Origin of the sequence: Bacillus sp. LJBV19 (assembly GCF_017797845.1) — a bacterium.
Classification (GTDB): domain Bacteria; phylum Bacillota; class Bacilli; order Bacillales; family Bacillaceae; genus Bacillus; species Bacillus velezensis.
In genome coordinates this window covers 2,833,112-2,859,198 of the sequence record NZ_CP072563.1, presented here as the reverse complement: position 1 = coordinate 2,859,198, position 26,087 = coordinate 2,833,112, and the positions used below count along the sequence as shown (strand labels likewise).

31 protein-coding genes, 1 pseudogene and 1 other annotated feature are annotated in these 26,087 nt (G+C 43.8%); of the genes and pseudogenes, 19 read left to right on the top strand and 13 right to left on the bottom strand.

The window, feature by feature from the left end:
- The first annotated feature begins 155 nt into the window (after nt 1-155).
- The 4 genes from J6600_RS13780 (at nt 156) to motS (ending at nt 4,079) form a co-directional block, all read left to right on the top strand.
- Nucleotides 156-1,232 carry a bifunctional 3-deoxy-7-phosphoheptulonate synthase/chorismate mutase gene (locus J6600_RS13780; protein WP_003152383.1) on the top strand — a complete coding sequence of 359 codons (1,077 nt, stop codon included), beginning with the start codon at nt 156-158 and terminating at the stop codon, nt 1,230-1,232.
- Between the two features lie 279 nt (nt 1,233-1,511).
- Nucleotides 1,512-2,516, top strand: coding sequence for a catabolite control protein A (gene ccpA, locus J6600_RS13775; protein WP_003152385.1), 1,005 nt, complete (start codon nt 1,512-1,514; stop codon nt 2,514-2,516).
- Between the two features lie 68 nt (nt 2,517-2,584).
- Nucleotides 2,585-3,400: a flagellar motor protein MotP gene (motP, locus tag J6600_RS13770; RefSeq protein ID WP_007408775.1), complete on the top strand. Its 816-nt coding sequence runs from the start codon at nt 2,585-2,587 to the stop codon at nt 3,398-3,400.
- Nucleotides 3,390-4,079: a flagellar motor protein MotS gene (gene motS, locus J6600_RS13765; RefSeq protein WP_003152387.1), complete on the top strand. Its 690-nt coding sequence runs from the start codon at nt 3,390-3,392 to the stop codon at nt 4,077-4,079. The genes motP and motS overlap by 11 nt, the downstream gene beginning before the upstream one ends.
- Nucleotides 4,080-4,088: 9 nt before the next feature.
- Here motS and J6600_RS13760 read toward each other — a convergent pair whose 3' ends face one another.
- From J6600_RS13760 to J6600_RS13750, 3 genes are read right to left on the bottom strand one after another with little or no spacing between them, the layout of a single operon-like run.
- Nucleotides 4,089-5,255 (bottom strand): acetoin utilization protein AcuC, encoded by a 1,167-nt coding sequence (locus J6600_RS13760; RefSeq protein WP_209388358.1) that lies wholly within the window; start codon nt 5,253-5,255, stop codon nt 4,089-4,091.
- Nucleotides 5,252-5,896: an acetoin utilization AcuB family protein gene (locus J6600_RS13755; protein ID WP_209387507.1), complete on the bottom strand. Its 645-nt coding sequence runs from the start codon at nt 5,894-5,896 to the stop codon at nt 5,252-5,254. The genes J6600_RS13760 and J6600_RS13755 overlap by 4 nt, the downstream gene beginning before the upstream one ends.
- Nucleotides 5,897-5,920: 24 nt before the next feature.
- Nucleotides 5,921-6,553 (bottom strand): GNAT family N-acetyltransferase, encoded by a 633-nt coding sequence (locus J6600_RS13750; RefSeq protein WP_015240397.1) that lies wholly within the window; start codon nt 6,551-6,553, stop codon nt 5,921-5,923.
- 158 nt (nt 6,554-6,711) lie between these two features.
- Between J6600_RS13750 and acsA the strand changes: the two genes are divergently transcribed.
- The 3 genes from acsA to sr7p all read left to right on the top strand — a co-directional run bounded on the left by acsA (nt 6,712) and on the right by sr7p (nt 10,277).
- Nucleotides 6,712-8,430 carry an acetate--CoA ligase gene (gene acsA / locus J6600_RS13745; RefSeq protein ID WP_007408770.1) on the top strand — a complete coding sequence of 573 codons (1,719 nt, stop codon included), beginning with the start codon at nt 6,712-6,714 and terminating at the stop codon, nt 8,428-8,430.
- Nucleotides 8,431-8,483: 53 nt separating this feature from the next.
- Nucleotides 8,484-8,716: a binding site (T-box leader), on the top strand.
- 50 nt (nt 8,717-8,766) lie between these two features.
- The gene (gene tyrS, locus J6600_RS13740; protein WP_007613147.1) at nt 8,767-10,032 is read left to right on the top strand and encodes a tyrosine--tRNA ligase; all 1,266 of its coding nucleotides are present in this window, start codon (nt 8,767-8,769) and stop codon (nt 10,030-10,032) included.
- A gap of 119 nt (nt 10,033-10,151) precedes the next feature.
- Entirely contained in the window at nt 10,152-10,277 is a 126-nt protein-coding gene (sr7p, locus tag J6600_RS19715; RefSeq protein ID WP_007408768.1) for a small protein SR7P, read from the top strand.
- 40 nt (nt 10,278-10,317) lie between these two features.
- Here the strand turns inward: sr7p and J6600_RS13735 are convergent, their stop codons facing one another.
- From J6600_RS13735 to J6600_RS13725, 3 genes are all read right to left on the bottom strand, one after another.
- On the bottom strand, nt 10,318-10,641 hold the full coding sequence (locus J6600_RS13735; RefSeq protein WP_007408767.1) for an AzlD domain-containing protein: 324 nt from the start codon (nt 10,639-10,641) through the stop codon (nt 10,318-10,320).
- Nucleotides 10,638-11,369 carry an AzlC family ABC transporter permease gene (locus J6600_RS13730; RefSeq protein WP_038464177.1) on the bottom strand — a complete coding sequence of 244 codons (732 nt, stop codon included), beginning with the start codon at nt 11,367-11,369 and terminating at the stop codon, nt 10,638-10,640. The genes J6600_RS13735 and J6600_RS13730 overlap by 4 nt, the downstream gene beginning before the upstream one ends.
- A 72-nt stretch (nt 11,370-11,441) precedes the next feature.
- Nucleotides 11,442-12,248, bottom strand: coding sequence for a TrmB family transcriptional regulator (locus tag J6600_RS13725; protein ID WP_007408765.1), 807 nt, complete (start codon nt 12,246-12,248; stop codon nt 11,442-11,444).
- A 222-nt stretch (nt 12,249-12,470) separates the two neighbouring features.
- On the opposite strand from J6600_RS13725, the gene J6600_RS13720 reads away from it, so the two are divergent.
- The 4 genes and pseudogenes from J6600_RS13720 (at nt 12,471) to J6600_RS13710 (ending at nt 14,776) form a co-directional block, all read left to right on the top strand.
- Nucleotides 12,471-13,340 carry a cation diffusion facilitator family transporter gene (locus tag J6600_RS13720; RefSeq protein WP_151140043.1) on the top strand — a complete coding sequence of 290 codons (870 nt, stop codon included), beginning with the start codon at nt 12,471-12,473 and terminating at the stop codon, nt 13,338-13,340.
- A gap of 160 nt (nt 13,341-13,500) precedes the next feature.
- Nucleotides 13,501-13,551: pseudogene (locus J6600_RS19835) on the top strand (hypothetical protein); the annotation flags it as partial.
- A 47-nt stretch (nt 13,552-13,598) separates the two neighbouring features.
- The gene (locus tag J6600_RS13715) at nt 13,599-13,844 is read left to right on the top strand and encodes a hypothetical protein (protein ID WP_209387506.1); all 246 of its coding nucleotides are present in this window, start codon (nt 13,599-13,601) and stop codon (nt 13,842-13,844) included.
- A gap of 179 nt (nt 13,845-14,023) precedes the next feature.
- Complete coding sequence (locus tag J6600_RS13710) at nt 14,024-14,776, top strand: SGNH/GDSL hydrolase family protein (RefSeq protein WP_044801552.1); 753 nt, start codon at nt 14,024-14,026, stop codon at nt 14,774-14,776.
- A 15-nt stretch (nt 14,777-14,791) separates the two neighbouring features.
- On the opposite strand, the gene J6600_RS19710 is transcribed toward J6600_RS13710, so the two are convergent.
- The 4 genes from J6600_RS19710 to J6600_RS19830 all read right to left on the bottom strand — a co-directional run bounded on the left by J6600_RS19710 (nt 14,792) and on the right by J6600_RS19830 (nt 16,045).
- Nucleotides 14,792-14,920: a hypothetical protein gene (locus J6600_RS19710; RefSeq protein ID WP_007408761.1), complete on the bottom strand. Its 129-nt coding sequence runs from the start codon at nt 14,918-14,920 to the stop codon at nt 14,792-14,794.
- Nucleotides 14,921-15,061: 141 nt separating this feature from the next.
- The gene (locus J6600_RS13705; RefSeq protein ID WP_065180600.1) at nt 15,062-15,571 is read right to left on the bottom strand and encodes a type 1 glutamine amidotransferase domain-containing protein; all 510 of its coding nucleotides are present in this window, start codon (nt 15,569-15,571) and stop codon (nt 15,062-15,064) included.
- Nucleotides 15,572-15,740: 169 nt separating this feature from the next.
- Entirely contained in the window at nt 15,741-15,968 is a 228-nt protein-coding gene (locus tag J6600_RS13700) for a hypothetical protein (protein ID WP_021494455.1), read from the bottom strand.
- Between the two features lie 5 nt (nt 15,969-15,973).
- Nucleotides 15,974-16,045, bottom strand: a complete 72-nt coding sequence (locus tag J6600_RS19830; RefSeq protein WP_223204447.1) for an SWIM zinc finger family protein — start codon at nt 16,043-16,045, stop codon at nt 15,974-15,976.
- Nucleotides 16,046-16,204: 159 nt separating this feature from the next.
- On the opposite strand from J6600_RS19830, the gene hmpA reads away from it, so the two are divergent.
- The 4 genes from hmpA to J6600_RS19610 all read left to right on the top strand — a co-directional run bounded on the left by hmpA (nt 16,205) and on the right by J6600_RS19610 (nt 19,486).
- Complete coding sequence (hmpA, locus tag J6600_RS13690; protein WP_209387505.1) at nt 16,205-17,395, top strand: NO-inducible flavohemoprotein; 1,191 nt, start codon at nt 16,205-16,207, stop codon at nt 17,393-17,395.
- A 387-nt stretch (nt 17,396-17,782) separates the two neighbouring features.
- Complete coding sequence (locus J6600_RS19615) at nt 17,783-17,902, top strand: XtrA/YqaO family protein (RefSeq protein ID WP_245207589.1); 120 nt, start codon at nt 17,783-17,785, stop codon at nt 17,900-17,902.
- A gap of 598 nt (nt 17,903-18,500) precedes the next feature.
- Nucleotides 18,501-19,001, top strand: a complete 501-nt coding sequence (locus J6600_RS13680; RefSeq protein WP_095272620.1) for a DUF4944 domain-containing protein — start codon at nt 18,501-18,503, stop codon at nt 18,999-19,001.
- Between the two features lie 284 nt (nt 19,002-19,285).
- Nucleotides 19,286-19,486, top strand: a complete 201-nt coding sequence (locus J6600_RS19610; RefSeq protein WP_228285646.1) for a hypothetical protein — start codon at nt 19,286-19,288, stop codon at nt 19,484-19,486.
- 318 nt (nt 19,487-19,804) lie between these two features.
- Here J6600_RS19610 and J6600_RS13670 read toward each other — a convergent pair whose 3' ends face one another.
- Together J6600_RS13670 and J6600_RS13665 are read right to left on the bottom strand one after the other, a co-directional pair.
- Nucleotides 19,805-20,221 (bottom strand): type II toxin-antitoxin system HicB family antitoxin, encoded by a 417-nt coding sequence (locus J6600_RS13670; protein WP_061862483.1) that lies wholly within the window; start codon nt 20,219-20,221, stop codon nt 19,805-19,807.
- Between the two features lie 43 nt (nt 20,222-20,264).
- On the bottom strand, nt 20,265-20,417 hold the full coding sequence (locus J6600_RS13665) for a type II toxin-antitoxin system HicA family toxin (RefSeq protein ID WP_193392848.1): 153 nt from the start codon (nt 20,415-20,417) through the stop codon (nt 20,265-20,267).
- A gap of 185 nt (nt 20,418-20,602) precedes the next feature.
- Here J6600_RS13665 and J6600_RS13660 point away from each other — a divergent pair, with 185 nt between their 5' ends.
- The 4 genes from J6600_RS13660 to J6600_RS13645 all read left to right on the top strand — a co-directional run bounded on the left by J6600_RS13660 (nt 20,603) and on the right by J6600_RS13645 (nt 24,390).
- Nucleotides 20,603-20,809, top strand: a complete 207-nt coding sequence (locus J6600_RS13660; RefSeq protein ID WP_061860791.1) for a DUF4177 domain-containing protein — start codon at nt 20,603-20,605, stop codon at nt 20,807-20,809.
- Between the two features lie 47 nt (nt 20,810-20,856).
- Nucleotides 20,857-21,195 (top strand): hypothetical protein, encoded by a 339-nt coding sequence (locus J6600_RS13655; protein ID WP_061860790.1) that lies wholly within the window; start codon nt 20,857-20,859, stop codon nt 21,193-21,195.
- 107 nt (nt 21,196-21,302) lie between these two features.
- The gene (locus J6600_RS13650) at nt 21,303-22,658 is read left to right on the top strand and encodes a PIN-like domain-containing protein (protein WP_061862482.1); all 1,356 of its coding nucleotides are present in this window, start codon (nt 21,303-21,305) and stop codon (nt 22,656-22,658) included.
- A gap of 1,174 nt (nt 22,659-23,832) precedes the next feature.
- Nucleotides 23,833-24,390: an SMI1/KNR4 family protein gene (locus J6600_RS13645; RefSeq protein ID WP_167408947.1), complete on the top strand. Its 558-nt coding sequence runs from the start codon at nt 23,833-23,835 to the stop codon at nt 24,388-24,390.
- Between the two features lie 137 nt (nt 24,391-24,527).
- Here the strand turns inward: J6600_RS13645 and J6600_RS13640 are convergent, their stop codons facing one another.
- The gene (locus J6600_RS13640; RefSeq protein ID WP_209387504.1) at nt 24,528-25,898 is read right to left on the bottom strand and encodes an aldehyde dehydrogenase; all 1,371 of its coding nucleotides are present in this window, start codon (nt 25,896-25,898) and stop codon (nt 24,528-24,530) included.
- Between the last annotated feature and the right edge of the window lie 189 nt (nt 25,899-26,087).

Sequence of the window (26,087 nt, the reverse complement as noted above, 5' to 3'; positions counted from 1 at the left end):
ATATACGTTACTTCAACGCATAAAAGCTTAAAAGCGTTTTGGTGATAAAGTAAAATGCGAAAAAATTTATTATTTTATATTCCTATTTTCGCATAACTGTAGTAAGATGCATGTTAACCATTAAAATAAAACATAGCATAGAAGGGATGAAAAAGATGAGCAACAAGGAATTAGAGAGCCTAAGACAGCAGGCAGACGCACTAAACTTAGAAATCCTTAAATTAATCAATGAACGCGGAGCCGTTGTAAAAGAAATCGGTAAAGCAAAGGAAGCACAGGGTGTCAACCGATTTGACCCTGTCAGAGAGCGTACAATGCTTAACCGCATTATTGAAAGCAATGACGGCCCATTTGAAAACTCAACGATCCAGCATATTTTCAAAGAAATTTTCAAAGCCGGACTTGAACTTCAAGAAGAGGATCACAGCAAAGCGTTGCTCGTCTCCCGGAAGAAAAAAGCAGAAGATACGATCGTTGATATTAAAGGTGAAAAAATCGGTGACGGCGATCAGAGATTCATCGTCGGACCTTGTGCCGTAGAAAGCTATGAGCAGGTTGCCGAAGTAGCGGCCGCAGCGAAAAAACAAGGCATTAAAATCCTGCGCGGGGGCGCGTTTAAACCCCGCACAAGTCCGTATGATTTCCAAGGTCTCGGTGTAGAAGGCCTGCAAATTCTTAAACGCGTCGCTGATGAATATGACCTCGCGGTGATCAGTGAAATCGTAACGCCCGCCCACATTGAGCAAGCGATTGATTACATTGACGTCATTCAGATCGGCGCGCGGAACATGCAAAACTTTGAATTGCTGAAAGCGGCCGGTTCCGTTAAAAAGCCGGTATTGTTAAAACGCGGTCTTGCCGCAACAATTTCAGAGTTCATCAATGCAGCTGAATACATCATGTCACAAGGAAACGACCAAATCATTCTTTGTGAGCGCGGAATCAGAACGTACGAAACGGCAACGAGAAACACACTCGACATTTCTGCCGTGCCGATTTTGAAACAGGAAACTCACTTGCCGGTGTTTGTTGACGTCACACACTCAACAGGCCGCCGCGATCTCCTGCTTCCGACAGCAAAAGCGGCGCTTGCGATCGGCGCTGACGGCGTGATGGCCGAAGTTCACCCTGATCCTTCCGTTGCCCTTTCAGACTCTGCGCAGCAGATGGATATACCTGAATTCGAGAAATGGCTGAACGAATTAAAGCCAATGCTGAAAGTAAAAGCATAATACAACGTTCCGCTCTTTAAAGGCCGCCTCGCGCGGCTTTTTTTTCGTATCTTCATTTTATTTAATTATAAAATGAAAGTGAACGTTTTCATCACTGGGAAAAACGTGTATAATTTCATGAGAGATATTTAAATTTGATGAATAATGAAAAATAATGTACACTACTGACTTACGCTTACAATCATAAACGACAGAATGCGAAATCGTACGACATTTCTTTACATAAAGTGTTTATGCTATAGATAAGGATAAGTGTATCCAGTAAAAGGAGTGGTTTCAGTGAGCAACATTACGATATACGATGTGGCCAGAGAAGCAAATGTCAGTATGGCAACTGTTTCCCGCGTCGTGAACGGCAACCCGAATGTAAAACCGACGACCAGAAAAAAAGTATTGGAAGCCATTGACCGGCTCGGCTACCGCCCGAACGCGGTGGCAAGAGGGCTTGCAAGCAAAAAAACGACAACGGTCGGCGTCATCATCCCTGATATCTCAAGCATTTTCTACTCGGAACTTGCGCGTGGAATTGAAGATATCGCGACGATGTACAAATATAATATTATTTTAAGCAACTCGGACCAAAATCTTGAGAAAGAACTGCATCTGTTAAATACGATGCTCGGCAAACAAGTGGACGGTATCGTATTTATGGGCGGCAACATTACGGACGAGCATGTCGAAGAATTTAAGCGCTCTCCTGTGCCGATCGTCTTGGCGGCATCAGTGGAAGAACAGGGCGAGACGCCTTCTGTCGCCATTGATTATGAACAGGCGATTTATGATGCCGTTAAGCTCTTCATTGATAAAGGGCATCGCGATATCGCATTCGTCTCCGGACCGATGCAAGAGCCGATCAACCGTTCGAAAAAACTGCAAGGGTACAAACGGGCGCTTGAAGAAGCGGCGATTCCGTTTAACGAGCAATTCGTAGCGGAAGGCGATTACACCTATGATTCCGGTATGGAGGCGCTTCAAAGCTTGATGGGCCTTGACCGGAAACCGACGGCGATTCTTTCTGCGACGGATGAAATGGCCCTCGGCATTATCCATGCGGCCCAAGATCAAGGTCTTTCGATTCCTGATGATCTTGATATTATCGGTTTTGACAATACGAGATTGAGCCTGATGGTCCGCCCTCAGCTTTCAACAGTCGTGCAGCCTACGTACGATATCGGCGCCGTGGCGATGAGACTTTTGACAAAACTGATGAACAAAGAGCCGGTTGAAGAGCATATCGTCGAATTGCCTCACCGCATCGAATTAAGACAATCAACCAAGTCATAAAAAAACGGAAAAGCAAGCTTCACTCTGAGGGGTGGAATCTTGCTTTTTTACTTGAGTAAGGAGAAGATATGAAACGTTTTGATTATCTGACGCCCGTTGGCTTTATGTTAGGCTGTATTATTGTCGCAATCGGTATTCTGTCAGGGACGGGACTGGCGGGAATCAGTTCATTTTTAGATCTGACTTCTTTTTTAATCGTCACAGGCGGCCTTGCTGCGGCGATCTTTATCAGTTTTCCGCCGAGGGATTTAAAGAAAACCCCTTCTGTTCTGAAACAGGTATTCTCCCGTCAGGATGACAATGTGAAAGAGCTTGTCAGAGTATTTGTCAGCCTTTCGGAGCAGGCGCGCAGGCAGGGGCTGCTGTCTCTGGATGACCAGGCGCGTGAGATCAAGGATCCGTTTTTAAAAAAAGGGCTTTTGCTTGCGATTGACGGCTGGGACGAGGAAACGATCCGGCTGGTGATGGATTCTGAGATCGCCGCGATGGAAGAAAGACACAGAAAAGGAAGACGCGTTTTTGAAAAAGCCGGTGATTTCGCACCTGCCTGGGGAATGATCGGGACGCTCGTCGGACTCGTTCTCATGCTTAAAAACTTAAATGACCCGCATACCCTCGGACCGAACATGGCCGTTGCGCTATTGACGACGCTGTACGGAGCGCTGCTTGCCAACTTGGTATTTATCCCAATCGCGGCAAAGCTTGAAGAAAAAACGGAAAGTGAAATTTTCATCAAACAGGTCATGATCGAAGGGGTTGTCGGCATCCAATCGGGCAAAAATCCCCGCAACCTCGAAAGTCAGCTTGTCGTCTTCAGCTCAAGAGAAGACTGGCGTAAAGGACAGCCTGCGAACAAGAAAAAGGGCGCTGTCCATGAAGCTTAGAAAAGAGCGTTTTGAAAGAAGAAACAAACCGGAACATTCCGGCGGTTCACCGAGATGGATGGTGACGTTCGCTGACTTGATCACGCTCATTCTCGTGTTCTTTATATTGCTTTTTTCGATGTCGCAAATAGACGCGGAAAAATTTCAATCTGCCGTTTCATCGATTCATACAAACGGCAGCGGGGGTGAACCGGCGTCATCAGACAAAGCAAACGAAAATAAAGAACAGGATTTGCTGTTACAAAATGTGAAGACATACATAAAAGCGCATCATTTGAGTTCGAAATTGACGGCGAAGCGCGATGAGCGCGGAGTGGTCCTTGTGCTGCAGGAGGCCGTTCTGTTTCAGACAGGAAAAGCGGATGTGCTGAAAAACGCCGAGCCGGTTCTGCATCAGATCGCGGTACTTTTAAAAACAATTCCGAATGACATACAGGTAGAAGGCCATACGGACAGCCGCCGGATTTCCACCTATCAATTTCCGTCGAACTGGGAGCTGTCGTCTGCAAGAGCGGCGAGTGTGATCCGGTATTTTACCGCGAATGAAGACTTTTCCGCCAAACGGTTTATCTCTGCCGGGTATGCGGATACGAAACCTGTGAAGGACAACAAAAGTCCCGGACATATGAAAGAAAACCGCCGTGTAGAAATTGTGATCAAAAAAACGACCTCCTCATAAGGTCGTTTTTTATTTTGTCTTATACCGCTGCTCAGACCGGATGGCAAAAAGTGTTTTTTCCACGGTTTGGGCATTTTTTTCTGAAATTTCTTCTTTGCGGGGAATCGGCGGATATAATTGTTCAGGATCACTCCAAAAAGCGGGCAACGTGCAGGGGGAGTGCTTCTGCCATTTATCAATCCATTTCTGCGGTATGCGTTCCCCGGGATCAATCCCTTTCATCTCAAGCCAAATGCGGCTCCATGCTCTCGGGACGACTCTCCAAATATCGTATCCGCCGCCGCCGACCGCGATCCATCTGCCGCTGCAATATTGATGGGCTAATGAATGAGCGAGCCGCGGGATCTCCTGATAAATGGAAATTGTATTGGACAGGTGTGTCAACGGGTCGTAATAATGGGCGTCCGCACCGTTTTGGGTAAGTATCACATCCGGCTTAAAAAAAGCCGCGATTTCTGAGGCGGCCGTTTTGTAAGCGTGAAGAAAGGAATCGTCCTCTGTGAAAGCATCCAGCGGAATGTTAAAAGAATAGCCGTAGCCTTGCCCGCTTCCTTTTTCCAGTACCTGTCCCGTCCCGGGAAATAAATAACGCCCAGTCTCGTGAAAAGATACAGTGCAGACATCAGACCTGTCGTAAAACGTAAATTGAACGCCGTCGCCGTGATGAGCGTCTGTATCAATGTATAGCACTTTTGCCCCGTAGTTCTTCTGGATGTATTGGATAGCCACGGCGCTGTCATTATAGATACAAAAGCCTGAGGCCCTGCCGCGGAAGCCGTGATGAAGGCCGCCTCCTAAATTGCAGGCGTGCCTAGCTTGTCCCGTCATGACATAATCAGCCGCCGTTAAGGTGCCGCCCACCAGAAGTGACGCGGCTTCATGCATGCCGGCAAAAACGGGGGTGTCTTCCGTTCCGAGACCGTAGCTTTCTCCTTCCGCGGCAGGGAGCCGGCCCGCACCCGCTAGTTCCACCGCCTGTATATAATCCTCCGTATGAACGAGAGCCAGCTCTTCTTTAGCGGCCGTGCGCGGTGTGACGATATCTCCTTCGTCAAACGCATCCGCCGCCTGAAGCAGATCGTATGTTAAAAGCACGCGGCGCTGATTGAACGGATGATCCTGATGAAATTGATACGTCTGATAAGAAGGCGAGTAAACAAAAACGCTGTCTCTCATGGCTGATCCCTCAAATGTTTCGGCCATAAGACATTGTATCCGGCTTCTTGAACGGCACGGATAAAAGGGAGCGGATTCATCGTCTTCACTCGGAAGACGAGAATGTTCGACCCGGCGGAATCATGGGGATAGACGAGCACACTCAGGATTTGCAGCTGAAGATCACGGCACATGCAGCTGAGATCAGCAAGGCTTTTTGTCATATCCGTCACCAGGATTTCCACCTGTGATCCCGGCTGGGCCGCGCCTGTCAGGCTGACGAAAGTCCGGAGCACGTCGGTTTTCGTTAAAATGCCCATCAGCTTATGGTTTACCGTAATCGGCAGACAGCCGATGCCGTGCTCATAAAAGGAAGCGGATATTTCTTCCACAAAGTCAAGCGGATGGGCGCAGATGACATTCCGTTTCATAATGGTCTCCACTTTGTTTGTCAGAAACACGCCGCGTTCCTTTTGGTCAAAGCTGCCGGGGCCGGCCTGTTTAATGTCTCTGTCTGTGACAATACCGATGACGTGCAGCTCGTCGTCGATGACAGGGAGATGGCGGATATGATATACCTTCATTTTACGGACGGCTGTTTCAATGGAGTCGTGTTTTGAGACGGTGATGACGTCCCGTTTCATGATTTGTTCTGCAATCATCTTTTTATCCCCTTTGTATGTCAGTCAATACATAAATCGCTGATAAAAACGAAGCCTGTCGAACTGTTCAATTGACTCCTGACTGACGTGCCTGCCGATGCGGGCCATCAGACAATTGGCCGGGTGAGAGCTGATTTCCGGTTCATCCGTTGCGAACCAGACAAGACCCCCGGCATTCATCATCTTTTCCATGATCTTTCTGTATTCCCACACATCTTTTTTCATTCCTTTTAAATCCCAATGCCAGTAATATTCCGTCGTCATGATGATGTACCGTTCCATCTGTTCATCCATCATGCTGACTGTCAGCAGCGTTTTTCCGACAGAACAGCCCCTGTAGCCGGGAGCGACCTCGATCGCCCCGAGTTCAAGGAGGTCTTCCATATTTCCGTCAGACCACCGTTCAAGCGGATCAGGATATAAATACGTCACATAGCCGATAATCGTCTGTCCGTCCCTGGCGATAATGATCCGACCTTCAGGAAGCCCGGCGATCTCGATTAACGCTTTGTGCTGTTCATGAGGAAGGCGAAAGGCTGTCAGGCCTTCATGAAACTCATACTGTGCTAGGTCCTCTGGAGGAACGGGCCCTTCTACTAAAAGAGGGCCGGCTGCTGTCTGAATTGATGAAGAATGGTACGTTTTATGATGTTTCACTGATTCACCGCCTGTCGGTTCTTAATAAAAACACATCTCCCTTAAGCATAACAAAATATAAAGCGTTTTCAATAGTGTTGTAATTTATATTTTAAAAATTGAGAAAACTGTGAACATCTACTATAATTAGTCTATAGATAAGCAAAGGGGGATGTTGCATGAATTTGAAAGCGTTGCCGGCGGAAAAGGGGAATTATCATCTGCGAAATTATGAGGAAACGTACCGCAGCTTCGATTGGAAAGAGGTCGAAGCGGCGTTTTCCTGGCATCAGACGGGGAAGCTGAATGCGGCGTATGAAGCAATTGACCGTCATGCCGAATCATTTCGAAAAAACAAAGTAGCGCTGTATTACAAGGACGCAAACCGGGATGAAAAATACACATTTAAAGAAATGATGGAGGAATCGAACCGGGCGGGAAATGTACTGAGACGGTATGGAAACGTGGAAAAAGGGGACCGCGTTTTTATTTTCATGCCGCGTTCGCCGGAGCTTTACTTTATCATGCTCGGCGCAATTAAAATCGGTGCGATCGCCGGTCCTTTATTTGAAGCGTTTATGGAAGGCGCCGTCAAAGACCGCCTCTTGAACAGCCAGGCAAAGGTTGTCGTGACGACACCTGAACTGGCCGAACGGATTCCGGCGGACAGCCTGCCCGACCTCGAGCATATTTTCATTGTCGGCGGCAGCAAAGAAGCGGGAGATAAAATCATCCATTATGATAAAGCGGCTGAGGGAGAAAGCACGAGACTTGATATTGAATGGATGGACAGAAGAGACGGCTACCTGCTTCACTACACATCAGGATCTACCGGAACGCCCAAAGGTGTGCTCCACGTTCATGAAGCCATGATTCAGCAATACCAGACCGGCAAGTGGGTGCTTGATCTTAAAGAAGACGATATTTACTGGTGCACTGCGGACCCGGGCTGGGTGACCGGGACGGTGTACGGGATATTTGCGCCGTGGCTGAACGGAGCGGCGAATGTGATCGTCGGCGGCAGATTCAGTCCGGAAAACTGGTACGGCACGATTGAGAAGCTCGGTGTCAGCGTCTGGTACAGCGCTCCGACGGCTTTCAGAATGCTTATGGGCGCCGGAGATGAAATGGCATCCAAATTTGACCTTACTTCACTTCGTCACGTCCTGAGTGTCGGAGAACCTTTGAACCCCGAGGTCATCAAGTGGGGACATAAAGTATTCGGCAAGCGCATCCACGACACATGGTGGATGACAGAAACGGGCGGTCAGCTCATCTGCAATTATCCTTGCATGGAGATCAAGCCGGGTTCAATGGGGAAACCGATTCCGGGAGTGGAAGCGGCGATCGTTGACAATCAGGGAAATGAGCTTCCGCCGTACCGAATGGGAAATCTCGCCATTAAAAAGGGCTGGCCGTCGATGATGGATTCCATTTGGAATAACAAAGAGAAATATGATTCCTATTTCATGCCGGGCGGCTGGTATGTTTCCGGAGATTCTGCTTATATGGATGAAGACGGTTATTTCTGGTTCCAAGGCAGAGTCGATGATGTCATCATGACATCCGGCGAGCGCGTCGGCCCGTTTGAAGTCGAAAGCAAACTTGTTGAACATCCCGCGATTGCCGAAGCCGGCGTCATCGGAAAGCCGGACCCTGTCCGGGGAGAAATTATTAAAGCGTTTATCGCGCTCAGAGAAGGGCATGAGCCATCCGATCAGCTGAAGGAGGACATTCGCCTCTTTGTAAAACAGGGGCTTGCCGCGCATGCCGCACCGCGGGAAATTGAATTCAAAGATAAACTTCCGAAAACACGGAGCGGAAAAATCATGAGACGTGTGCTGAAGGCATGGGAGCTGAACCTGCCGGCAGGAGATCTGTCCACAATGGAAGATTAAAGACGGCGTTGACATCGTATCTTATTTATGTTAAAAATGAGTAAGCTTCATACGAAAAGGTTTTGATTGAGACAAGTAGGATATCTGATTGTTCAAGAGAGCTGATGGCCGGTGAAAATCAGTACATAAGATATGCCGAATACACTCATGAACCGCTTTTGCGAACAAAGCCATTCCAAGGCTTTCAGTAGTGAAAGAACGGACACGGTCCGTTATCAAAAAGAGTGATAAAAGTTTTTTTATGCTTTTATTAGTAGGGTGGTACCGCGATTATATCGTCCCTTCGTTTTAAACGAAGGGGCGTTTTTTATTTTCATAAACAAAGGAGCAGACAAAATGACTAACTTATTAGAGGATTTATCATTCCGCGGCTTAATCCAGCAAATGACGGATGAAGAAGGACTGAATAAACAGCTGAACGAAGAAAAAATCCGTTTATACTCAGGGTTTGACCCGACGGCTGACAGCCTGCACATCGGACACCTTCTGCCGATATTGACACTGCGCCGTTTCCAGCTTGCAGGCCACCATCCGATTGCGCTTGTAGGCGGCGCGACGGGACTGATCGGCGATCCGAGCGGCAAAAAAGCGGAGCGTACGTTAAATACTCAGGATATCGTTGTCGAATGGTCGCAAAAAATTAAAAATCAGCTTTCCCGATTTTTAGATTTCGAGGCCGGAGAAAACCCCGCTGTCATAGCGAACAACTTTGATTGGATCGGAAAGCTGAGCATTATTGAATTTCTCCGTGACGTCGGAAAGAACTTCGGAATTAACTACATGCTTGCGAAAGATACCGTAAGCTCAAGAATTGAAACCGGGATTTCTTACACGGAATTCAGCTACATGATCCTGCAATCCTACGATTTTCTGAATCTGTACAGAGAAAAGAACTGCAAACTTCAAATCGGAGGCAGTGACCAGTGGGGCAACATCACGGCCGGTCTTGAACTGATCAGAAAATCAGAAGAAGAAGGGGCGAAAGCTTTCGGTCTTACCATTCCGCTCGTCACAAAAGCTGACGGCACGAAATTCGGCAAAACGGAAGGCGGCGCCATTTGGCTTGATAAAGAAAAAACATCGCCGTACGAATTCTACCAGTTCTGGATCAATACAGATGACCGCGACGTCGTCAAATATTTAAAATACTTTACTTTCTTGTCAAAAGAGGAAATTGAAGCTTATGCTGAAAAAACGGAGACGGCTCCTGAGAAAAGAGAAGCGCAGAAACGTCTCGCTGAAGAGGTGACTGTTCTTGTACACGGCCGCGAAGCGCTTGAGCAGGCCGTTCATATCTCCCAGGCGCTGTTCAGCGGCAATATTAAAGAGCTTTCCGCTCAAGACGTCAAGGTAGGATTTAAAGATGTACCTTCGTTTGAAAAAGACCGCTCTGAAGAACTGTCTTTAGTAGACGTGCTTGTGGAATCTAAATTGTCGCCTTCAAAACGGCAGGCCCGCGAAGACATTCAAAACGGAGCTGTTTACATTAACGGCGAGCGCCAGACGGACATCGGGCATCTTCTGACTGCGGAAGACCGCATTGAAGATCAATTTACCGTACTGCGCCGCGGAAAGAAAAAATACTTCCTGATCACGTACTGAAAATAAAAAGCAGTCCGGCCGCTCAATGCGGCAGGCTGCTTTTTTATGTTTTGTGAATACTGCACGGGGAAATGAGTACAGTACATAATATAAGCAAAACAGGGAAGGGGTGCTGCGCCGTGAATTTCATGTTTACCATCGCAAAAGAAAGATTGCAGCGGGATCATTGGGAACAGCAGCAAAGCATAAATGCCGAAGCCAAAGCCGAGGAATCAGAGACGGAAGAAGAAAATCCGACATCATAAAGGGAAAGCCTCCATTCTGCGGAATGGAGGCTTTTGATTGTCACCATATCAGCCTGACGGCGGCCATCAGCACGACTCCTGTGATGACCGTGATGGATAAGCTTTTTGTCCGCATTGCGCAAAGCAATGTCGGGATGAGAACGATCATGGCTTTCCAATCAAAGGTCAAAGCGCTGTTTGTTTTCACAATCATGCTTTCCGTTACCAGAGCCGTCAAAATGCAAAGCGGAATAAAGGAGAGCCATTTTAAAGCCAATTCAGGCATCTGAATGTTCCGGACAAATATAAACGGAACAATGCGCGGCACAAGTGTAACAATCATGCAGCCGAGTATAATCCAGATCATTTGTGTGCTGATGCTCATTTGTCTGTCACCACCCCGATCGTTGCCACAATCACGGTTGAGGCGATGACCGCGATGTGTGACGGGACGAAATACGATAACAAGACCATAAAAATGATCATATAGAGAATTAAGGAGAGGCTGTGCTTCAGCTTTTCCGAAGCGGACGACTGCAATTGCAGCACAAGCAGCGCCGCAAACATAGCGGGCAAAGCAAAGTCCAGGCCGAGCGCATAAGGATCAGATATCCATTGTCCGAGAAGCCCGCCCATCACGCAGGAAATAACCCAGCACATGTAAGCGGTTATATTGAGACCGTTCATCCACTTATCGTATAACCTGCCGTTCTGAGCCGCTTTGTTCACCGCTACCCCGAAAGATTCGTCAGTAAGCAAAGCCCCGAAGCCGATATTTTTCGCCAAAGAGTATTTCGTGAAATACGGCGCGATGGTCAGGCTCAGCAGAAGGTGCCGCAGATTGACGATAAACGTCGTTAAAATAATGGCGGAAATCGGACTCCCGGAAACAAGGAGCGAGCAAATAATAAATTGGGCGGCGCCGGCATAGACACACAAAGATAACAAACAAATTTCAAGAATGCTTAGATGAGAGGCAACGCCAACGATGCCGAAAGCAAAACCGATGCTCATATAGCCCAGCAGCGTAGGCACACAATCCCGCACCCCCTGTAAAAACGTATCGTTCATTTCCCGGGAAACGGCGGTTTTTTGCACTTCTGTGTTAATCATTTTTTATACTCCTTTCATAGAGATTATAATGATAACGACTAATGAAAAAATCAAAGAAAATACGGTTCACATTTATATGAACCGATTTCCGGTGACGACATGAAATAACGAATGATTTTGTTTCATCAGGCCCTCAACTTTTTCAGCCCCTACTTCTTTCACAAGCTCCGCGAACATCAGATCGTGCCTCATATATTCCATGGCCACGAGAACGAGAGCGGGATCTTCTGATTTAATGGCCCAGGCATTCGTCTGCGGAGAAAAATTGGCGATTAAGACTTCTTTATTATCGCGGGCAGCTATCGTTAATCTTCCGCCCATCCGCTTCTCCGCTACTTCAGGAGACATATTATGATTTGTCGTATTTCCGAGCTTCACTTCCGGAGGGCCGAACACAATCGAAAAGACGGGCAATTGTTCGGCGGCGCGTTTGTTAGCGGCTTCTTGAATAAAGGGAATCTGCTGTTCCCAGACAGACAGCCACAACTCTTCCTCGGCTTTTTCAATCATATCCTTCATCTCATTGATGACATGATCATTCGTGCTGATGCGGCGGATGACATTCATCTCCTGCTCGCTTTCCAGTGCCAATAACTTTTCCTCAAGGTAGCCGAATGAGCTCTCGAAATCGTGCCGGAGCCGGTCGATTAATTCCTTTCCGGCCAGCGGGGCATATGTAACCGGATCAGACGGCACAATATGGACAGCGCCTTTATCAACTAATTTCCCCAATACTTCATAGATCATTGAGCGGGGGACGCCTGACCTTTTGCTGATTTCATATCCGGTAACAGGCGAGTGTTTCAACAAGCCGATATATGCTTTACATTCATATTGAGAAAATCCAAACTTCTGTAATTCTTTCAGAACATCCTCCATAAACATCCTCCGTAGTGGTTATTCATGAAACTACTATAATGTAAGCGATTATATCTTGTCAATGGGACTTGAGTGCTGAAAGAAAGGTGCGCCTGTTTTGTCGCTTTCCAACTTAGTTTATGGTGAGTTACATGTATGGCTTTTGTGAAAAACGTTGCCGTAGACCCACACGAATGCCGTTTGATACGATAAATTCAAGAAGTTAAAAAGAGGAGGATCACGGTGGAAAACACCTCTAAAATCGCTTTTTTATCGGTTATAAGCAATTCCCTGGTCGTCATGCTCAAAATAGTGGTGGGGATAATAACCGGATCTGTCGCGATACTTTCTGAAGCCATTCATTCTTTTTTAGATTTGATCGCCGCCTTCATTGCCTTTATCTCCGTCAGGATTTCAAAAAAACCGGCTGATACAGGGCATCCGTACGGTCATGGAAAAGTCGAGAATCTGTCGGGGACTATCGAGACGATTCTGATTTTTGCGGCAGGGATTTGGATGATATATGAATGCGTTCAAAAACTGGTCAACCCGGCGCCGGTTCATCTGCCCGTATTGGGCATTGTTGTGATGCTTGCGGGGGCTCTCATTAATTTGATCGTTTCGAAGTTCGTAAAAAGAGAAGCCGAAAAGGTTAATTCCGTGGCAATGAAATCAAATGCCCTGCATTTACTGACTGACGTGTACACATCATTAGGCGTAGCGGCAAGCCTTTTGGTCGTTACCGTAACGGAGTGGTACATACTTGATCCCATTATAGGTATGGTGCTGGCGATGTATATCATATATGAAGCGTTTAAGTTAATGAAAGAAGCATTCCCGCCGCTGATTGATACCCGTTTGTCGGAAGAGGAAGAAAAAACAATTTTAAAGATTATTGAAACATTTCAACAGGAATTTATTGAAATTCACGATTTTCGTACAAGACGCTCCGGCCCGCAGGAGTATATTGATTTTCACCTGGTCGTAGCCTCTCACGTGACGATTAAAGACGTGCACGACCTGTGTGACCGCATTGAAAGAGATATTACGAATGAATTCAAACAAGCACAGGTAATGATTCACCCCGAGCCGGAGAGCGAGAGGAAGAAATAAATCGATCTTATGTTTGCGTTTGTTCCCGGCAAAAGGCCCGTTCCCACGGGTCTTTTTGTTGTATAAATGACTATTTCTCGCTCATATGAGAGAGAAGCTTATACACGTGAGGGGTTCATTTCATACGTTATGTTGTAAAGAAAAAGGGAGGTGAACAGAATTGAACGCTATTTCTGTTAAAGAAATTGAACATGGAGTTGCCGTTGCGGAAAGAGAAGGTTTAGGGGAGTATTTATACCAAGAACCGGTTTCTAAAAAATGTTCGCGCCGTTCCCGCAGCAGAAAACGGACACACCGTTCCCGCAGCAGAAGACGGACGCATCACCGGACACACCGTTCCCGCAGCAGAAGACGGACGCATCACCGGACACACCGCTCCCGCAGCAGAAGACGGACGCATCACCGGACACACCGCTCCCGCAGCAGAAGACGGACGCATCGCCGGACACACCGTTCCCGCAGCAGACGGTCTCATCAAAAACGCACCCGCAAACGCTGTTTTAAATGCTGACTGCAGACTCTATTACAAGTAACGGGGATCTGCTATAATGGCAAGAGAACTGCATAAAAGATCCGGTATCATCATCTGCGGACACTGAACTGACAACATGGCGCTGTTTGTTCGTGTCCGTTTTTTATGTCAAAAAAGATGCCGGAGGATAAAAAGGAAGGGATGACGCCGAATGAAGCTGAATGAGGATTTTTATAACTCTGAAGGAAAGACAGTCTCTTTGCCAAACATAAGCAGCAAGCTTTTGCATATCACGGACAGCGGGCATATCAGCGTTGACTTCATCAGCATAAGCAGGCTGCGGAAGGCTTCAAAAATCGCGATCTTAGGTGACAGCGTCGCCCGGGGGCTGCGTGCGGAATACGGCTTTGGTGACATTCTGAAAGACCGGACAAACGCTGAAATAACCAATCTGTCTGTCAGCGGCGTTAATATGAGCAACAACGGAAGCGATAACATTTATCAGCAGGCGCTTAAAACAAAGGGACATGATGTCATCATTGTCCAGGGAACAGATGATGATTGGTGCAACCACATTCCCATCGGCACAGATGAAAAGGATATCACCACATTTTACGGAGGCTTCTGCCAAGTGATTCAGCAGCTGCGGAGCGGAAATAAAGGCGCGAGCATCATTGTGGTGACCCCAACGAGACAAGCTAAAATATCAAAAGGAAAAATCGTCCGCCGTGATACTGATAAAAATAAACTGGGCCTGAAGCTGGCTGACTATGTGAAAGCCCAAAAAGAAGCCTGCACACTCCTCTCTGTACCGTATGCCGACCTGTTTGATACAGATCTCATCGACCCGTATAATCCCGCTTTCCGCAGCATGTGCATGTCAGAAGGTCTTCATCCGAACGAGAAAGGGCATCAAATCATATTTCAGGAAATCTGCCGGAATTATTATTACTATTATGGGTAACACAGCGCTAACAGATTATTTTCGGCTTTGCTTTTCTAAAAGCTCAATTATTCTTTGAGATGCGTGTTTTTGCGCTCTCAAAAGCGAGACGATATTACCGGTAAAACCGATTAAAATGATAAGCAGCAAAATGATCATCCACATAGCGAACCTCCTGTCGAGTGTCGAAAAACCCACTCTTAATTTTACTTATTATGGATGGGGAAGAGAATAGGTCTAACTATTGGTGTTTCTTTATAAATCCATAAAAAAAGCACAGACTGAACGGGTCTGTGCTTTTTTCTCTTATTTCAGCAGGTTCAATGATTCACGATTAAAGGCTTCCAAATCGTCAGGTGTTCTGCTCGTTACGATGTTATGGCTCACGACGACTTCTTCATCTTTATAATGTGCGCCGGCATTGATTAAGTCTTTGCGGATGCTGCGGAATCCCGTGATATCTTTTCCTTTAAGAAGGTCGGTATCAATCAGCAGCTGCGGGCCGTGGCAGATTGCGAAAACAGGTTTCTGATCTTCCACGAATGCTTTAGTGAATTCACCCGGGCGGTCATCTCCGCGCAGAAGATCCGGTGAAAAGCCTCCGGGAATCAATAACGCATCGAATTCCTTGGCGTCTGCGTCTGAGATCGCTTGATCGATCTTTACTTTCTCACCGTGCTTGCCCGTCACTTCTTTCCCTGCTTCCAAATCTATTGTCACCACACTGTGGCCCGCTTCTTTAAATGCGTCCGCCGGGCTTGTATATTCAATATCCTCAAATTGATCTGTCATCAGAACTGCGATTTTTTTGCTCATACATCATGCCTCCTGTGAATTTGTATATGACAAGAATATCAGGCAGATTCCCGCCTCACAACGTATTTGCTTATGAAAAAAGACCCCTCTGAAAAAGAGGAGCCAAAAGGTACGGAGGTCTGCTGAAACTTACGTGTTTAACTTGAGATAAGGCAAGAAATCGAACCAATTACTTTTTGCGTCTTTTTTTATGCTTTTTACACCCGCATTTCCCCGGATCTCCCGGATCAATGACTTCGTGAATTGTTTCTTCCTTATAAACGTGGCGGGGAACATAACGGATATGCTCTCTGTTAATGTGTTTGATGGGATGGACGTAAACCACTTCTTTGTCAGTATACTTGTCAGTCACAATATACTTAGGGTCACAGTAATACACTTTCGATTTTTTACCCATTCATCTCACCTCCCGTATTTTATTAAATGCTGGCAAGGAGGGTTTTGCATCGGACAAGTACACCGTGGCAAGTCCACAATTTTTCATATGCAATTTCGTTTTTCTGGTTTTTCCTGAATCCGCCTCAAATTGGAACGGTTAACCCTTTTTGAGCGGGGAAATCTATAAAAAAGAATTCAAAAACGATTCTTTTCTCAGGTCAATCGAGATGCATACATCTTTAGGGGGATTTCAGAATGCTCGATGAAAAAACGATTGCAATCATTAAAAGCACAGTGCCGGTCTTAGAAGAGCATGGTGAAGAAATCACAGGCCGATTTTATGACCTGCTGTTTCAGCATCACCCTGAGCTGCTGAATATCTTTAATCAGACAAATCAAAAGAAAAAAACACAGCGTACGGCCTTGTCGAATGCTGTGATCGCGGCCGCAGCCAATATTGACCGGCTGGAAAACATAGTCCCCGTCGTCAAACAAATCAGCCATAAGCACCGGAGTATCGGTGTTAAGCCCGAGCATTACCCAATCGTTGGAAAGTACTTGTTAATCGCGATAAAGGATGTGCTAAAAGACGGGGCCGCTCCTGAGGTCATTCAGGCATGGGAAAAAGCATACGGCGTCATTGCAGACGCTTTTATCGGAATTGAGAAGGACATGTATGAACAAGCGGAAACGCAAAAAGGCGGCTGGAAAGACTATAAGGCGTTTACAATTGATAAAAAGGTAAAAGAAAGCAAGGAGATAACGTCGTTTTATTTAAAACCGGAAGACGGACAAGTTCTCCCCGAATTCAAAGCGGGGCAGTATATCAGTGTAAAAGTATACATTCCGGACACGGGCTATACGCATATCCGCCAGTACAGCTTATCCGACGTGTCCGGTAAGGATTATTACCGGATTTCCGTTAAAAAAGAAGGGGTTGTTTCCTCATATCTGCATGACCAATTACACGAAAAGGATTCAATTGAGATCAGCGCTCCGGCCGGGGATTTCGTATTAGACCCTGATTCCAAAAACAATCTGGTTCTCATCAGTGCCGGTGTCGGAATTACCCCGATGATCAGCATGTTAAAGACGGTTGCCAAAACCCAGCCGCAGCGAAACGTTCTCTTTATCCATGCGGCAAGGAGCGGAGAGTATCATGCGTTGCGGCATGAAGCTGAAGAAGCCGCGGAACACTCATCCGTTGACACCCTCTTTATTTACAGCGAGCCGTCCGAACAAGACCGTTCAGAAAACATTCGTTTTCGGGAAGGCCGGATTGACAAACAGCTGTTAGAAGAAGTGATGACAGATAAAGATGCTGATTTTTACCTGTGCGGATCACCGTCGTTCATTAAAGAAATGAAAAAGCTGATTTCTGAATTCAATACACCGCCGGAATCCATTCACTATGAATTATTTGAACCCCAGCTGAGTATGGTGTGATGGAAGAAGGAAGGACGATTTTAAGCACCCGAATTGGGTGCTTTTTTATTCTCTTGCAAGGAAAGGTTGCTGCTCAACATTTTATGTTAAGCTTGCTTAATTAATGAAATAAAAGACACATGGCCCGCGCATCAAAGAGTACGGGCTTTTTGTCAACCTGGAGCGGCGATTTGACGATTAGAGATTGGTATGAGGCAGCACTGAATTTTTACTTGCAAAAAAGTTTAAAGACAGGATGAATGGTTACTTGTTTGAATACAAACAACGACTTTAAAGGAGGAAACAGTATGAGATTAATCAGTTTAGATCATATAAAGAGATAAACTTGTCATAGACACGAAATAGTACGAATGCTTTGCGGTTATTCTATCCAATGGAGCTGCAAGGATGGCTCCGCTCCCCACATACGGGGAAACAAAGATAATTATAAATCATGGCAAGGTCACCCGCGTTAAATGGGACGAAGGCTATTTCTTCTATGCATACTGCACATGGCTTTTTTTCTGATAATAAGACGCTCCCTATTTCCACGCTATCTCCTCCTCAGCGCCAACAGGCTTTCCGTCTTGGACTTGTATCCAATTAAACAATTCTGGAAAGCAGGATGAGTCCCTATTTCTTTGTGATTCCTTAATATAAAAACAATATCCCGCCAATGGCAAGCAATAGGAACGATAATTAAATTGGATTGCAGCATGCTATCCGTTAATCTTCGTCAAACAGACTGGCAGAAAGAACCAAAAAGAATATTTGCACACAGAATATTCCTCTTTTTACATCATAATAGATAGTATTCAATAATCCATCTCTAATTTGTTTTTTTAGACAAAAAAGAACCAGACACGCATCAGCAACTCGTTCAATTTTTGTTAGGATCAGAATGATTTTAAGTACTTTTGTACTTCAGTCTCCCCTTGCTTAACTGTTAAATTCTCATTTGTGGCTTCAGCCGCTTAGACATTATTAAGAAAAGTAAAACTCAAAACTGATGTTACTAAAAGACTCAATGCGATTTTTCATTTGTTTCTCCTTTTTTGGGTTTGTGGTACTATTATCCTGTAATTACTTTAAAAGGACAAGTCAATACATTTTTTGGAGGTTGTTTATGACGAACGAGTATAAAAAGCCCGTTTTATTTACAGTTTCTGCATTGGTGATCATTTTCCTAGTGTTTTTCTCATTAAAAATCTATAACTATTACAATCTCGAATATCCTAACTGGGAAGGTAAAAGTAAGGATCACAACTGGGAAGTAGTCTTTAAAAAGAATGAAGATACTCCAAAAGAGTTTAGCGGGGAAATTCTTTGGATTGGCGATAAAGATAAAACTGATAAAACTTATATAGAATCCATAACAATAATGAAAGATAATAAAGCACTTCTTGATTCTTCAGATTTTAACAGCGATATCCCTATGAAGGATTATTCAGGTGGTACCTTTAGCGATGGATCAGCTAAAGAAAAATCATTTTCATTTTTAGAACGCTTAGAAGAATCTGATCTAAAAGGATCTAAGATAACGGTTCAAGTGAAATGGAAACAAGATAACCAATCATTCAGTACGGAAAAGTTCGTTCTTTCAAAGAAAACGATATTTAATCTCTAAATTTATTGAGTTTATTCTAACCAGTTTCTAATCTGAACTGGGAGAAGATTTAATTAAATAAGTCCAAGACGGAAAAGCCTGCGGACACTGATCATTGTACAGATATACTGTGCTCTGATTGGTGTCTGTTTTTTGTTTTTCGGAAGCATCGATAAAGAAGTGCTGAATATTGCGTAGGGTTCAATCTGAGGGCTTTTCCCCAAAAGTGGGGGAGTCGGGGAATTGGCAAAGGATGAAACGAGCCAGGAGCGGCATATTTAAGAGGAAATAACAGAAGGAAACATATGCAAGATTTAATCATTGAATATAAAAGCGCATTGAAACATGTTAAAAAGATGTACCGGCAGTTATGGGCGGTTGCTGACAGTCTCTTAACCGCTGAACAAAACAGCGATAAAAAGATTATTGGCGGCATGATAAGCGACATTGAATACAATCGAATGGCTGCAGAACGGAAGACAACCCGGCGCCCGCCGTGGTGCTGATCGCAGGGATGCGTATAAAAGAACGATCCTTTCTGATCCGCGTTTGATGCGCTGCCGGAAGAATATGCAATCGTTCAGGACCCTGATGGAGAGGCAAGCGATTGGAACAGGGAAAGAATAGCGATCTTTATCTGTACTGACAGACCCCGAGAAAGATATTTTTATCATGCACGCTGTGCAAAATATGTTTATGAAGAAATAGCTGCTTTACTCAATATAAAAAAAGGAACCGTCCAAAAGAATATTGAACGATCCCTCTTAAAAATGAAAAATAGAGCAAATGACAGCCTTTTTGTTTAGCTTAACAGGCTGTCTTTTTTATGATGATCTTTTATTAATGCCAAGCCGCTCACGTAATGCAAATTGAAGAAGCTGCGAAAAGTTTACACCTTCTTTTTCTGCTGCTTCCGCCAGCCATTTAGGTACAGTAAGTGTCTTTTTCACCGCTTTGTTTTCCATTTCATCACGGACAATATCTGTCCAGGCGCTTACCATAACAACAAAACCGGTTGCCGGCACTTTGATATATTTTGGAGCGGAGGGGGAAGGGATGTCTTCGCCGTCTTCTTCCATGCCATATAGAAAGCCTTCGAGCGCATCTTTTGCCATGCTCATAGCATCATCCACGTTCTCGCCTTCTGAAATGCAGCCGGGTAAATTGGGAAAGGTAATTGTGTAGCCGTCGCTTCCGTCTTCTCCTGCATCAAAAATCGCCGGAAATAAATACTTTGTCATATATATAAAACCTCCTTACAAGGGGGTTGTTTAAGTATAGAATTTAGTGTGCTGGGTTTGAAGTCTTTTTTGGATGTGGGACTGTTACCGTGCCCGGTTTGGTTGGATGTTTAAAGTGGTTATGACTACCAACAACTCGTTTTAAATACCACCCATCTTTAGTAAGTATCTTTATGATATCTCTTGAAGACTTCATGTTTCCCTCTCTTCACATATATTATAACACGTATTATTTATACGTGTAGATACTTTTTTTGAAAAAAAAGTATTTTTTGTCTTACTTGAGACTAATTTATGAAAAGAACTTTCGTTCGACAAATTTCGTAAATGTATTTCCTTTTAGCCTTTTCTGTCGATATTTACAGCAGGAGGTGAAATGAATTGAAAAAATACTCATATAAAGTTTTCACTTATAATTTTGGTCAGATGTATAGTGACGATAATTCTTTAGAAAACAAACTCGAAAGATTTGGTAAGGAAGGATGGGAACTTGTATCTGCTTTACCTATGGTTAAAGGTCATGGTTCTGAAGGGGATGTATCAGTTTCATCAGGTGATGTGAAATTTATCTTCAAGCAGGAAATTTAATAGAGCTATTTTCCATTAACTAATAAGGTAGATTGGATGTGAATATAATGACAATTGATCCTATGTTAATCAATTGTTTGCAAAGCTATGAAAAAATTGAATTAAGCACTGACCCCGATATTTCGGGATTAGATGAAACGATAATTCATACAATAAAAGGGTACGGTAGTATAGAAACGAAGACCGGATCTATTCTGTTTGTTCATTTGGAAAATCCACAGAGTGGTGAAGAATATACATACAGTTATCCTGACGTTGTAAAAACTGAATGTGTTAGCCGTTCTGACCGTCATGATAAGTGGTATATTTACTCTTTGGATCGCTCCGAATTTAAGCATGGAACAAGAAATAAGACAATGATTTATAGGCTTATATTTAAGAAATGAAGGAAAGCATCCCTATAAGGGTGCTTTTTTTGTTCGACAAAATTTGCATATGGTTCTTTTTCCCTAACTGATATGTCATAATAAAGAAAAACAAGGGAGAAGAATCAATGAGAGATTACTTTAAAGGTTTTTACCGGCCGACAAAAAGAGAGTTTCAAAAGATGTGGTCTGATGGCTATTTTGTTTTTGATACCAATACCCTAATTAATCCTTTTCGTTTTCAAACGATTGCAAGAGAAGTAATATTAGAGGTATTAACGATTTTGCGCGATCGCTCTCGACTATGGATTCCTCATCAAGTGGGTTTAGAGTATCACCATAATATTAATGAGGAAATTTATATACAGGATAGCGCATATAAAGAACTCGAATCTTCTATCCGGGATTTAGGAACAGACCTTGAAAATGTATATAAACGTATTTCATTAAAACACTCAACTTTAATTTTAAATGACCAGATACAGGGTAAATTTAATGATATCTTAGATGAATTAATACAAGAAATAAATACACAAAAGGAACAACACCCTAATTATGAAAAATTGAGCATGCAAATTGCGCAAATATTTGAAGGAAATATCGGTGAACCTTATTCTCAAGAACAATTAAATGATATATACAAAGATGGAGAAATCCGTTTTGAGAATTTAGTACCACCAGGATTTAAGGATATTGATAAAGGTGATTCGAAGAGATATTTTGATGGTTTGCATTATACAAAAAAATATGGTGATTTAGTGTTGTGGAAGCAAATTATAGATTTTGCAAAGAGTAAAAAAACAGATATTATTTTTGTTACAGATGATAAAAAAGAGGACTGGTGGTCAATTTCACATGGAAAAACATTGGGACCACATCCGGAACTAATTCAAGAGTTCAGGAGAGAGACTGGCGGGAATAATATATATATATATAAAACAAAACAGTTCTTGGAGAATTGTAAAGAATCTAAAGGTTTTCCTATTGATTCTAAAAGAATTGATGCAGCGATAGAGAGTATTAATCAATATAAGAAAAGTGTAATAGCCAATGAAGAAGCAATACAATTAGAGAGAGAAAAAGAAGAATTAAAGTTGAAGTGGTTATATGAAGATAACAAGCCAAGGCCCTTTCCAATTCGCAGGGATACTAGGAAGTCTAAGTTGAAATTCATACATACTTATGAAATTATTGCTACAGTAACCCCAAGCGAAACTGAAGATTTAAATACTCTAACTAAAAAAATAATAATGGCTCATTCAGACCTTTATAACTCTATACCTTTATCATTTAAGGTGATTCAAGACTTGAAAGATAATAACTACAATGCTTATATGATACAATTAAGTTCTTTTGAAAAAATAAGTACAGATTTGTTCAAGGAACTAGTAAATAATCAATATATTCGTGTTTTAAGGATGACAGAGATAACTGATGAAGAAGTTAATGATTCATCTTTTGAAGAAACAGAATTAAACACGTGAAAAAGTACAATTTGCTCATTTTTTAAAAGCATCCTGTTGGGTGCTTTTTACATTCTCTGTAAACCGATTCCGGTAAACCTCAGAGAAACTATTGGCGGTTAACAGTCTGAGGACGGGGGGCAGTTTAGAAAGAATATGATTGGAGGGATTACATGAAAACAATTAATTAAGCCTTTGAGGAATTAGGAAAGAATCTGAGGTGTGCGGCTGAAAGGATGCCAACGCCCAAGCCGCTTTCCACTGAAGCTTTTATTATGTTGAGTAAAGGAGATAGAGCATGGAAACAATTTATGCGCACCCATTTGAAACGTCATGGTTTATTGCGCTCACGTTCTTCTGCTTGTCGTGTGTAGTCTGTTCAGGTGAATCAGAAAAGGAATAAGCATGGCAAGGCAACGTGACGAATTAGACAAAATCTATAATACAGCACGCTGGAAGCGAGTAAGGAAAGTCGTTCTGATAAGGGACGGCTATTTGTGTTGTGAGGACGTTGTCGTGGATTAATAACGGAGGCAAATACCAACACATTAAGAGATGATCCAAGCGTGGCATTTAATCTTGATAATCATAAAACGATCTGTTTAAAGTGCCACAACAGGAGGCACCCGGAAAGAAGCGGCGGGGAGGAGGAACAAACGATTATATGTAAGTAACACTTATAGCGGAAATATGGAAGGATTTTTCTCCATAATAGAGAATTTTTAGGGAAGGTTATTAAAGTAGGTAAATCATATTCAAAGTCGTATTATCCTAAAAAGACAAAGTTTTTTATGTCCCAACATACTTCGGTAGCCGGCTGGAATGGTTCACTTCCTGATACTTCAACTGGAACATTGGCTCCTGCTCTTGCGAATAAAATAGCAATGCTGTATCCAGAGATAATAAATACTCACAGAAAAAAACAATGCCCTTACCGGCAAATTTCCCGGTTGTACCTGTCGATAAAAGAGCTAAATGGGATAGCAGAACGGATCGAGGTAACTATATAAAGAAGTACATCGACACATACGGTGATCCGAAGTGGAATTGGAGTTCATTCGATATTCACCATGTGCTTCCGCTAAAGTATGGGGGAAAAAATAACTTTAATAATTTGTATCCTCTCCCTCGTGATATGCACCAAAATCTATTAAATCCTTGGAGGGATAAATATTAATAAGTAAGAGGTGGCTCAATGGCAGTTTTTGTTGAAAAAACGATCCAGGGTCTAAAAGAATTAATTGATGAAAAAGGCCGCTTAAAAATTTTAGGGAATGAAGGAACTCTTTTAGAAACAGAATGTACTTTCTCTAAAGGTGCAACAGATCTGGAGATTGAGAGTTTTGAGAAGAAAATAAAAGTCTCACTTCCTGAAGATTATAAAACCTTTTTAAAATTGCATAACGGAGCCAGAATATTTGATTTGTTGATTTACGGTGAGAATGTAGGTGGGGGTTTGCATATTCTTAATGTAGAAGAGATTGAAAAGTATATGCAAAATGGTTTTTTAAAGCCTCAGTTTATTCCCGTCGCACATCTGTTAGACGGATGTTATTTGTTAATTGACAAAACCAAAATATCCACAGATCCAAACTATTTATGGTTCCGCGGATTTGTCGAGTATGAACCAATGCAACTTAATTTTGAGATATTTTTAGATAGGTATATTTTATCTCAGGGATCAAGTTTTTGGGAATGGAATATCTACACTGCTGAGAATTATTATAGGACTCACCAGGGTGATGAGGATTAACCTTTCCTACAGTTGGGTTGGTTCATTTTTACTATTAGACTTCGATTTGAACTTTTAAAAATAGGTTTAATTTAAGAGACGAACCGATTAATTGGTGTATAGAGGATTTATAAAAAGCGCAGATACTCTGCGCTTTTTTATTTAAGTATTTTCCGAATCATTCGCAGCCCGTTTTTGGAAGAAGGATAACGGAAAGCGAAGTCGAAGCGGTTCGTTTGTTTGACGACGCTTTTTTTGTGCGTAAACGTGTTAAAGCTGTCAAATCCGTGATAGCTGCCGATGCCGCTTTCCCCGACGCCGCCGAATGGCAAATACGGTGTCGCAACATGCATTAACGTATCATTGACACAGCCGCCGCCAAACGACAGATTCTCTAAAACAGTTCGCTCGATTCCTTTGTTTGTTGTGAAGAGATACAGGGCGAGCGGCTTTGGGCGCGATTGGACTTTCTCAATGACTTCCCCGATATCACGGTATGTAAAGAGCGGAAGAATTGGCCCGAAAATCTCCTCCTGCATCACTGGAGAGTCATCCCTCACTTGTTCGAGAATGGTCGGCGCAATTTTATGATGAGCGGGATCAGATTGTCCGCCTGTGAGCGGGATGCCATCATTCAGAAAGCTGAGCAGCCGCTGATAGTGGCGTTCACTGACGATTTTGCCGTACTGCGGATTTTGTTCAGGCTGAGGGCCGTAAAATTCGCTGATCGCACGCTTCATTTCTTCTGTGAGCTTCGTTTTGATATCTTGGTGGACAAATAAATAATCCGGTGCGATGCAGGTTTGCCCTGCATTTGTAAATTTCCCGAAGACGAGGCGTTTGGCGGCAAGCTGTATATCAGCATCCTTATGGACAATGCAGGGACTTTTGCCGCCGAGCTCCAAGGTAACGGGAATTAATTGTTTGGCGGCGGCCTCCATGACGATTTTTCCCACGGCAACGCTTCCTGTGAAGAAAATATAGTCAAAGGGCTGCTGTAATAATACAGTGCTGACGTCGGGTCCGCCCTCCGCCATAGCGACATAGTCACTCGGAAAAACGCTGCTGATGAGTTTGGAAAGAACAGCGGAAACCGCCGGCGTATATTCTGACGGTTTAAGAACGACTGTGTTTCCGGCCGCAATGGCTCCAATCAAGGGTGAAAGCGCCAGCTGCAAGGGATAGTTCCAAGGCGCAATCACCAAAACGGTTCCATACGGCTCAGGGATGATGATGCTCTTGGAGCCTAGGTGAGTCAGAGGCGTTTTGGCTCGTTTCGGTTTGATCCATTTCCCAAGCCGCTTCATCACAAAACTGATTTCCTCCAGTACAATTCCGATTTCTGTCGTGTACGACTCCTGTTCGGATTTGTGGAGATCCTGATAGAGAGCGGCTGTTATATCGGCTTCTTGTGTTTTGATGGCTTGTTTCAGCTTTTGCAGCATGTTCAGTCTCGATTCTAGCTGTCTCGTATGCCCCGCCGCAAAATAGGCTTTGTGTTTGCTGACGATAGAGGGGATGCTGTTCATTCCGTCGCTCCTTTTTTGTAAGGTATGGTGATTTATTATGTGGAAAATTTCTTCTGCTTGTCAAATGGGGGTTTCTAATGTACATGTAGCTGAAAAGCCAGTAGGCACATAAAAAAAGCCCCGGACAGGGGCTTTTTTTAATAAAGAGAGGGAGCATCTGTCCATTATTCTGACAGCCCAAAAGAAAAA

Bases quoted from the DNA above. Each gene is read 5' to 3' on its own strand.
- J6600_RS13780 (WP_003152383.1), top strand. From the start codon at position 156: ATGAGCAACAAGGAATTAGAGAGCCTAAGACAGCAGGCAGACGCACTA.
- motP (WP_007408775.1), top strand. From the start codon at position 2,585: ATGAAACGTTTTGATTATCTGACGCCCGTTGGCTTTATGTTAGGCTGT.
- motS (WP_003152387.1), top strand. From the start codon at position 3,390: ATGAAGCTTAGAAAAGAGCGTTTTGAAAGAAGAAACAAACCGGAACAT.
- J6600_RS13760 (WP_209388358.1), bottom strand. From the start codon at position 5,255: ATGAGAGACAGCGTTTTTGTTTACTCGCCTTCTTATCAGACGTATCAA.
- J6600_RS13755 (WP_209387507.1), bottom strand. From the start codon at position 5,896: ATGATTGCAGAACAAATCATGAAACGGGACGTCATCACCGTCTCAAAA.
- acsA (WP_007408770.1), top strand. From the start codon at position 6,712: ATGAATTTGAAAGCGTTGCCGGCGGAAAAGGGGAATTATCATCTGCGA.
- tyrS (WP_007613147.1), top strand. From the start codon at position 8,767: ATGACTAACTTATTAGAGGATTTATCATTCCGCGGCTTAATCCAGCAA.
- J6600_RS13735 (WP_007408767.1), bottom strand. From the start codon at position 10,641: ATGAGCATCAGCACACAAATGATCTGGATTATACTCGGCTGCATGATT.
- J6600_RS13730 (WP_038464177.1), bottom strand. From the start codon at position 11,369: ATGATTAACACAGAAGTGCAAAAAACCGCCGTTTCCCGGGAAATGAAC.
- J6600_RS13725 (WP_007408765.1), bottom strand. From the start codon at position 12,248: ATGGAGGATGTTCTGAAAGAATTACAGAAGTTTGGATTTTCTCAATAT.
- J6600_RS13715 (WP_209387506.1), top strand. From the start codon at position 13,599: ATGTTCGCGCCGTTCCCGCAGCAGAAAACGGACACACCGTTCCCGCAG.
- J6600_RS13710 (WP_044801552.1), top strand. From the start codon at position 14,024: ATGAAGCTGAATGAGGATTTTTATAACTCTGAAGGAAAGACAGTCTCT.
- J6600_RS19710 (WP_007408761.1), bottom strand. From the start codon at position 14,920: ATGTGGATGATCATTTTGCTGCTTATCATTTTAATCGGTTTTACCGGT.
- J6600_RS13705 (WP_065180600.1), bottom strand. From the start codon at position 15,571: ATGAGCAAAAAAATCGCAGTTCTGATGACAGATCAATTTGAGGATATT.
- J6600_RS13700 (WP_021494455.1), bottom strand. From the start codon at position 15,968: ATGGGTAAAAAATCGAAAGTGTATTACTGTGACCCTAAGTATATTGTG.
- hmpA (WP_209387505.1), top strand. From the start codon at position 16,205: ATGCTCGATGAAAAAACGATTGCAATCATTAAAAGCACAGTGCCGGTC.
- J6600_RS19615 (WP_245207589.1), top strand. From the start codon at position 17,783: ATGGCTCCGCTCCCCACATACGGGGAAACAAAGATAATTATAAATCAT.
- J6600_RS13680 (WP_095272620.1), top strand. From the start codon at position 18,501: ATGACGAACGAGTATAAAAAGCCCGTTTTATTTACAGTTTCTGCATTG.
- J6600_RS19610 (WP_228285646.1), top strand. From the start codon at position 19,286: ATGCAAGATTTAATCATTGAATATAAAAGCGCATTGAAACATGTTAAA.
- J6600_RS13670 (WP_061862483.1), bottom strand. From the start codon at position 20,221: ATGACAAAGTATTTATTTCCGGCGATTTTTGATGCAGGAGAAGACGGA.
- J6600_RS13665 (WP_193392848.1), bottom strand. From the start codon at position 20,417: ATGAAGTCTTCAAGAGATATCATAAAGATACTTACTAAAGATGGGTGG.
- J6600_RS13655 (WP_061860790.1), top strand. From the start codon at position 20,857: ATGACAATTGATCCTATGTTAATCAATTGTTTGCAAAGCTATGAAAAA.
- J6600_RS13650 (WP_061862482.1), top strand. From the start codon at position 21,303: ATGAGAGATTACTTTAAAGGTTTTTACCGGCCGACAAAAAGAGAGTTT.
- J6600_RS13645 (WP_167408947.1), top strand. From the start codon at position 23,833: ATGGCAGTTTTTGTTGAAAAAACGATCCAGGGTCTAAAAGAATTAATT.
- J6600_RS13640 (WP_209387504.1), bottom strand. From the start codon at position 25,898: ATGAACAGCATCCCCTCTATCGTCAGCAAACACAAAGCCTATTTTGCG.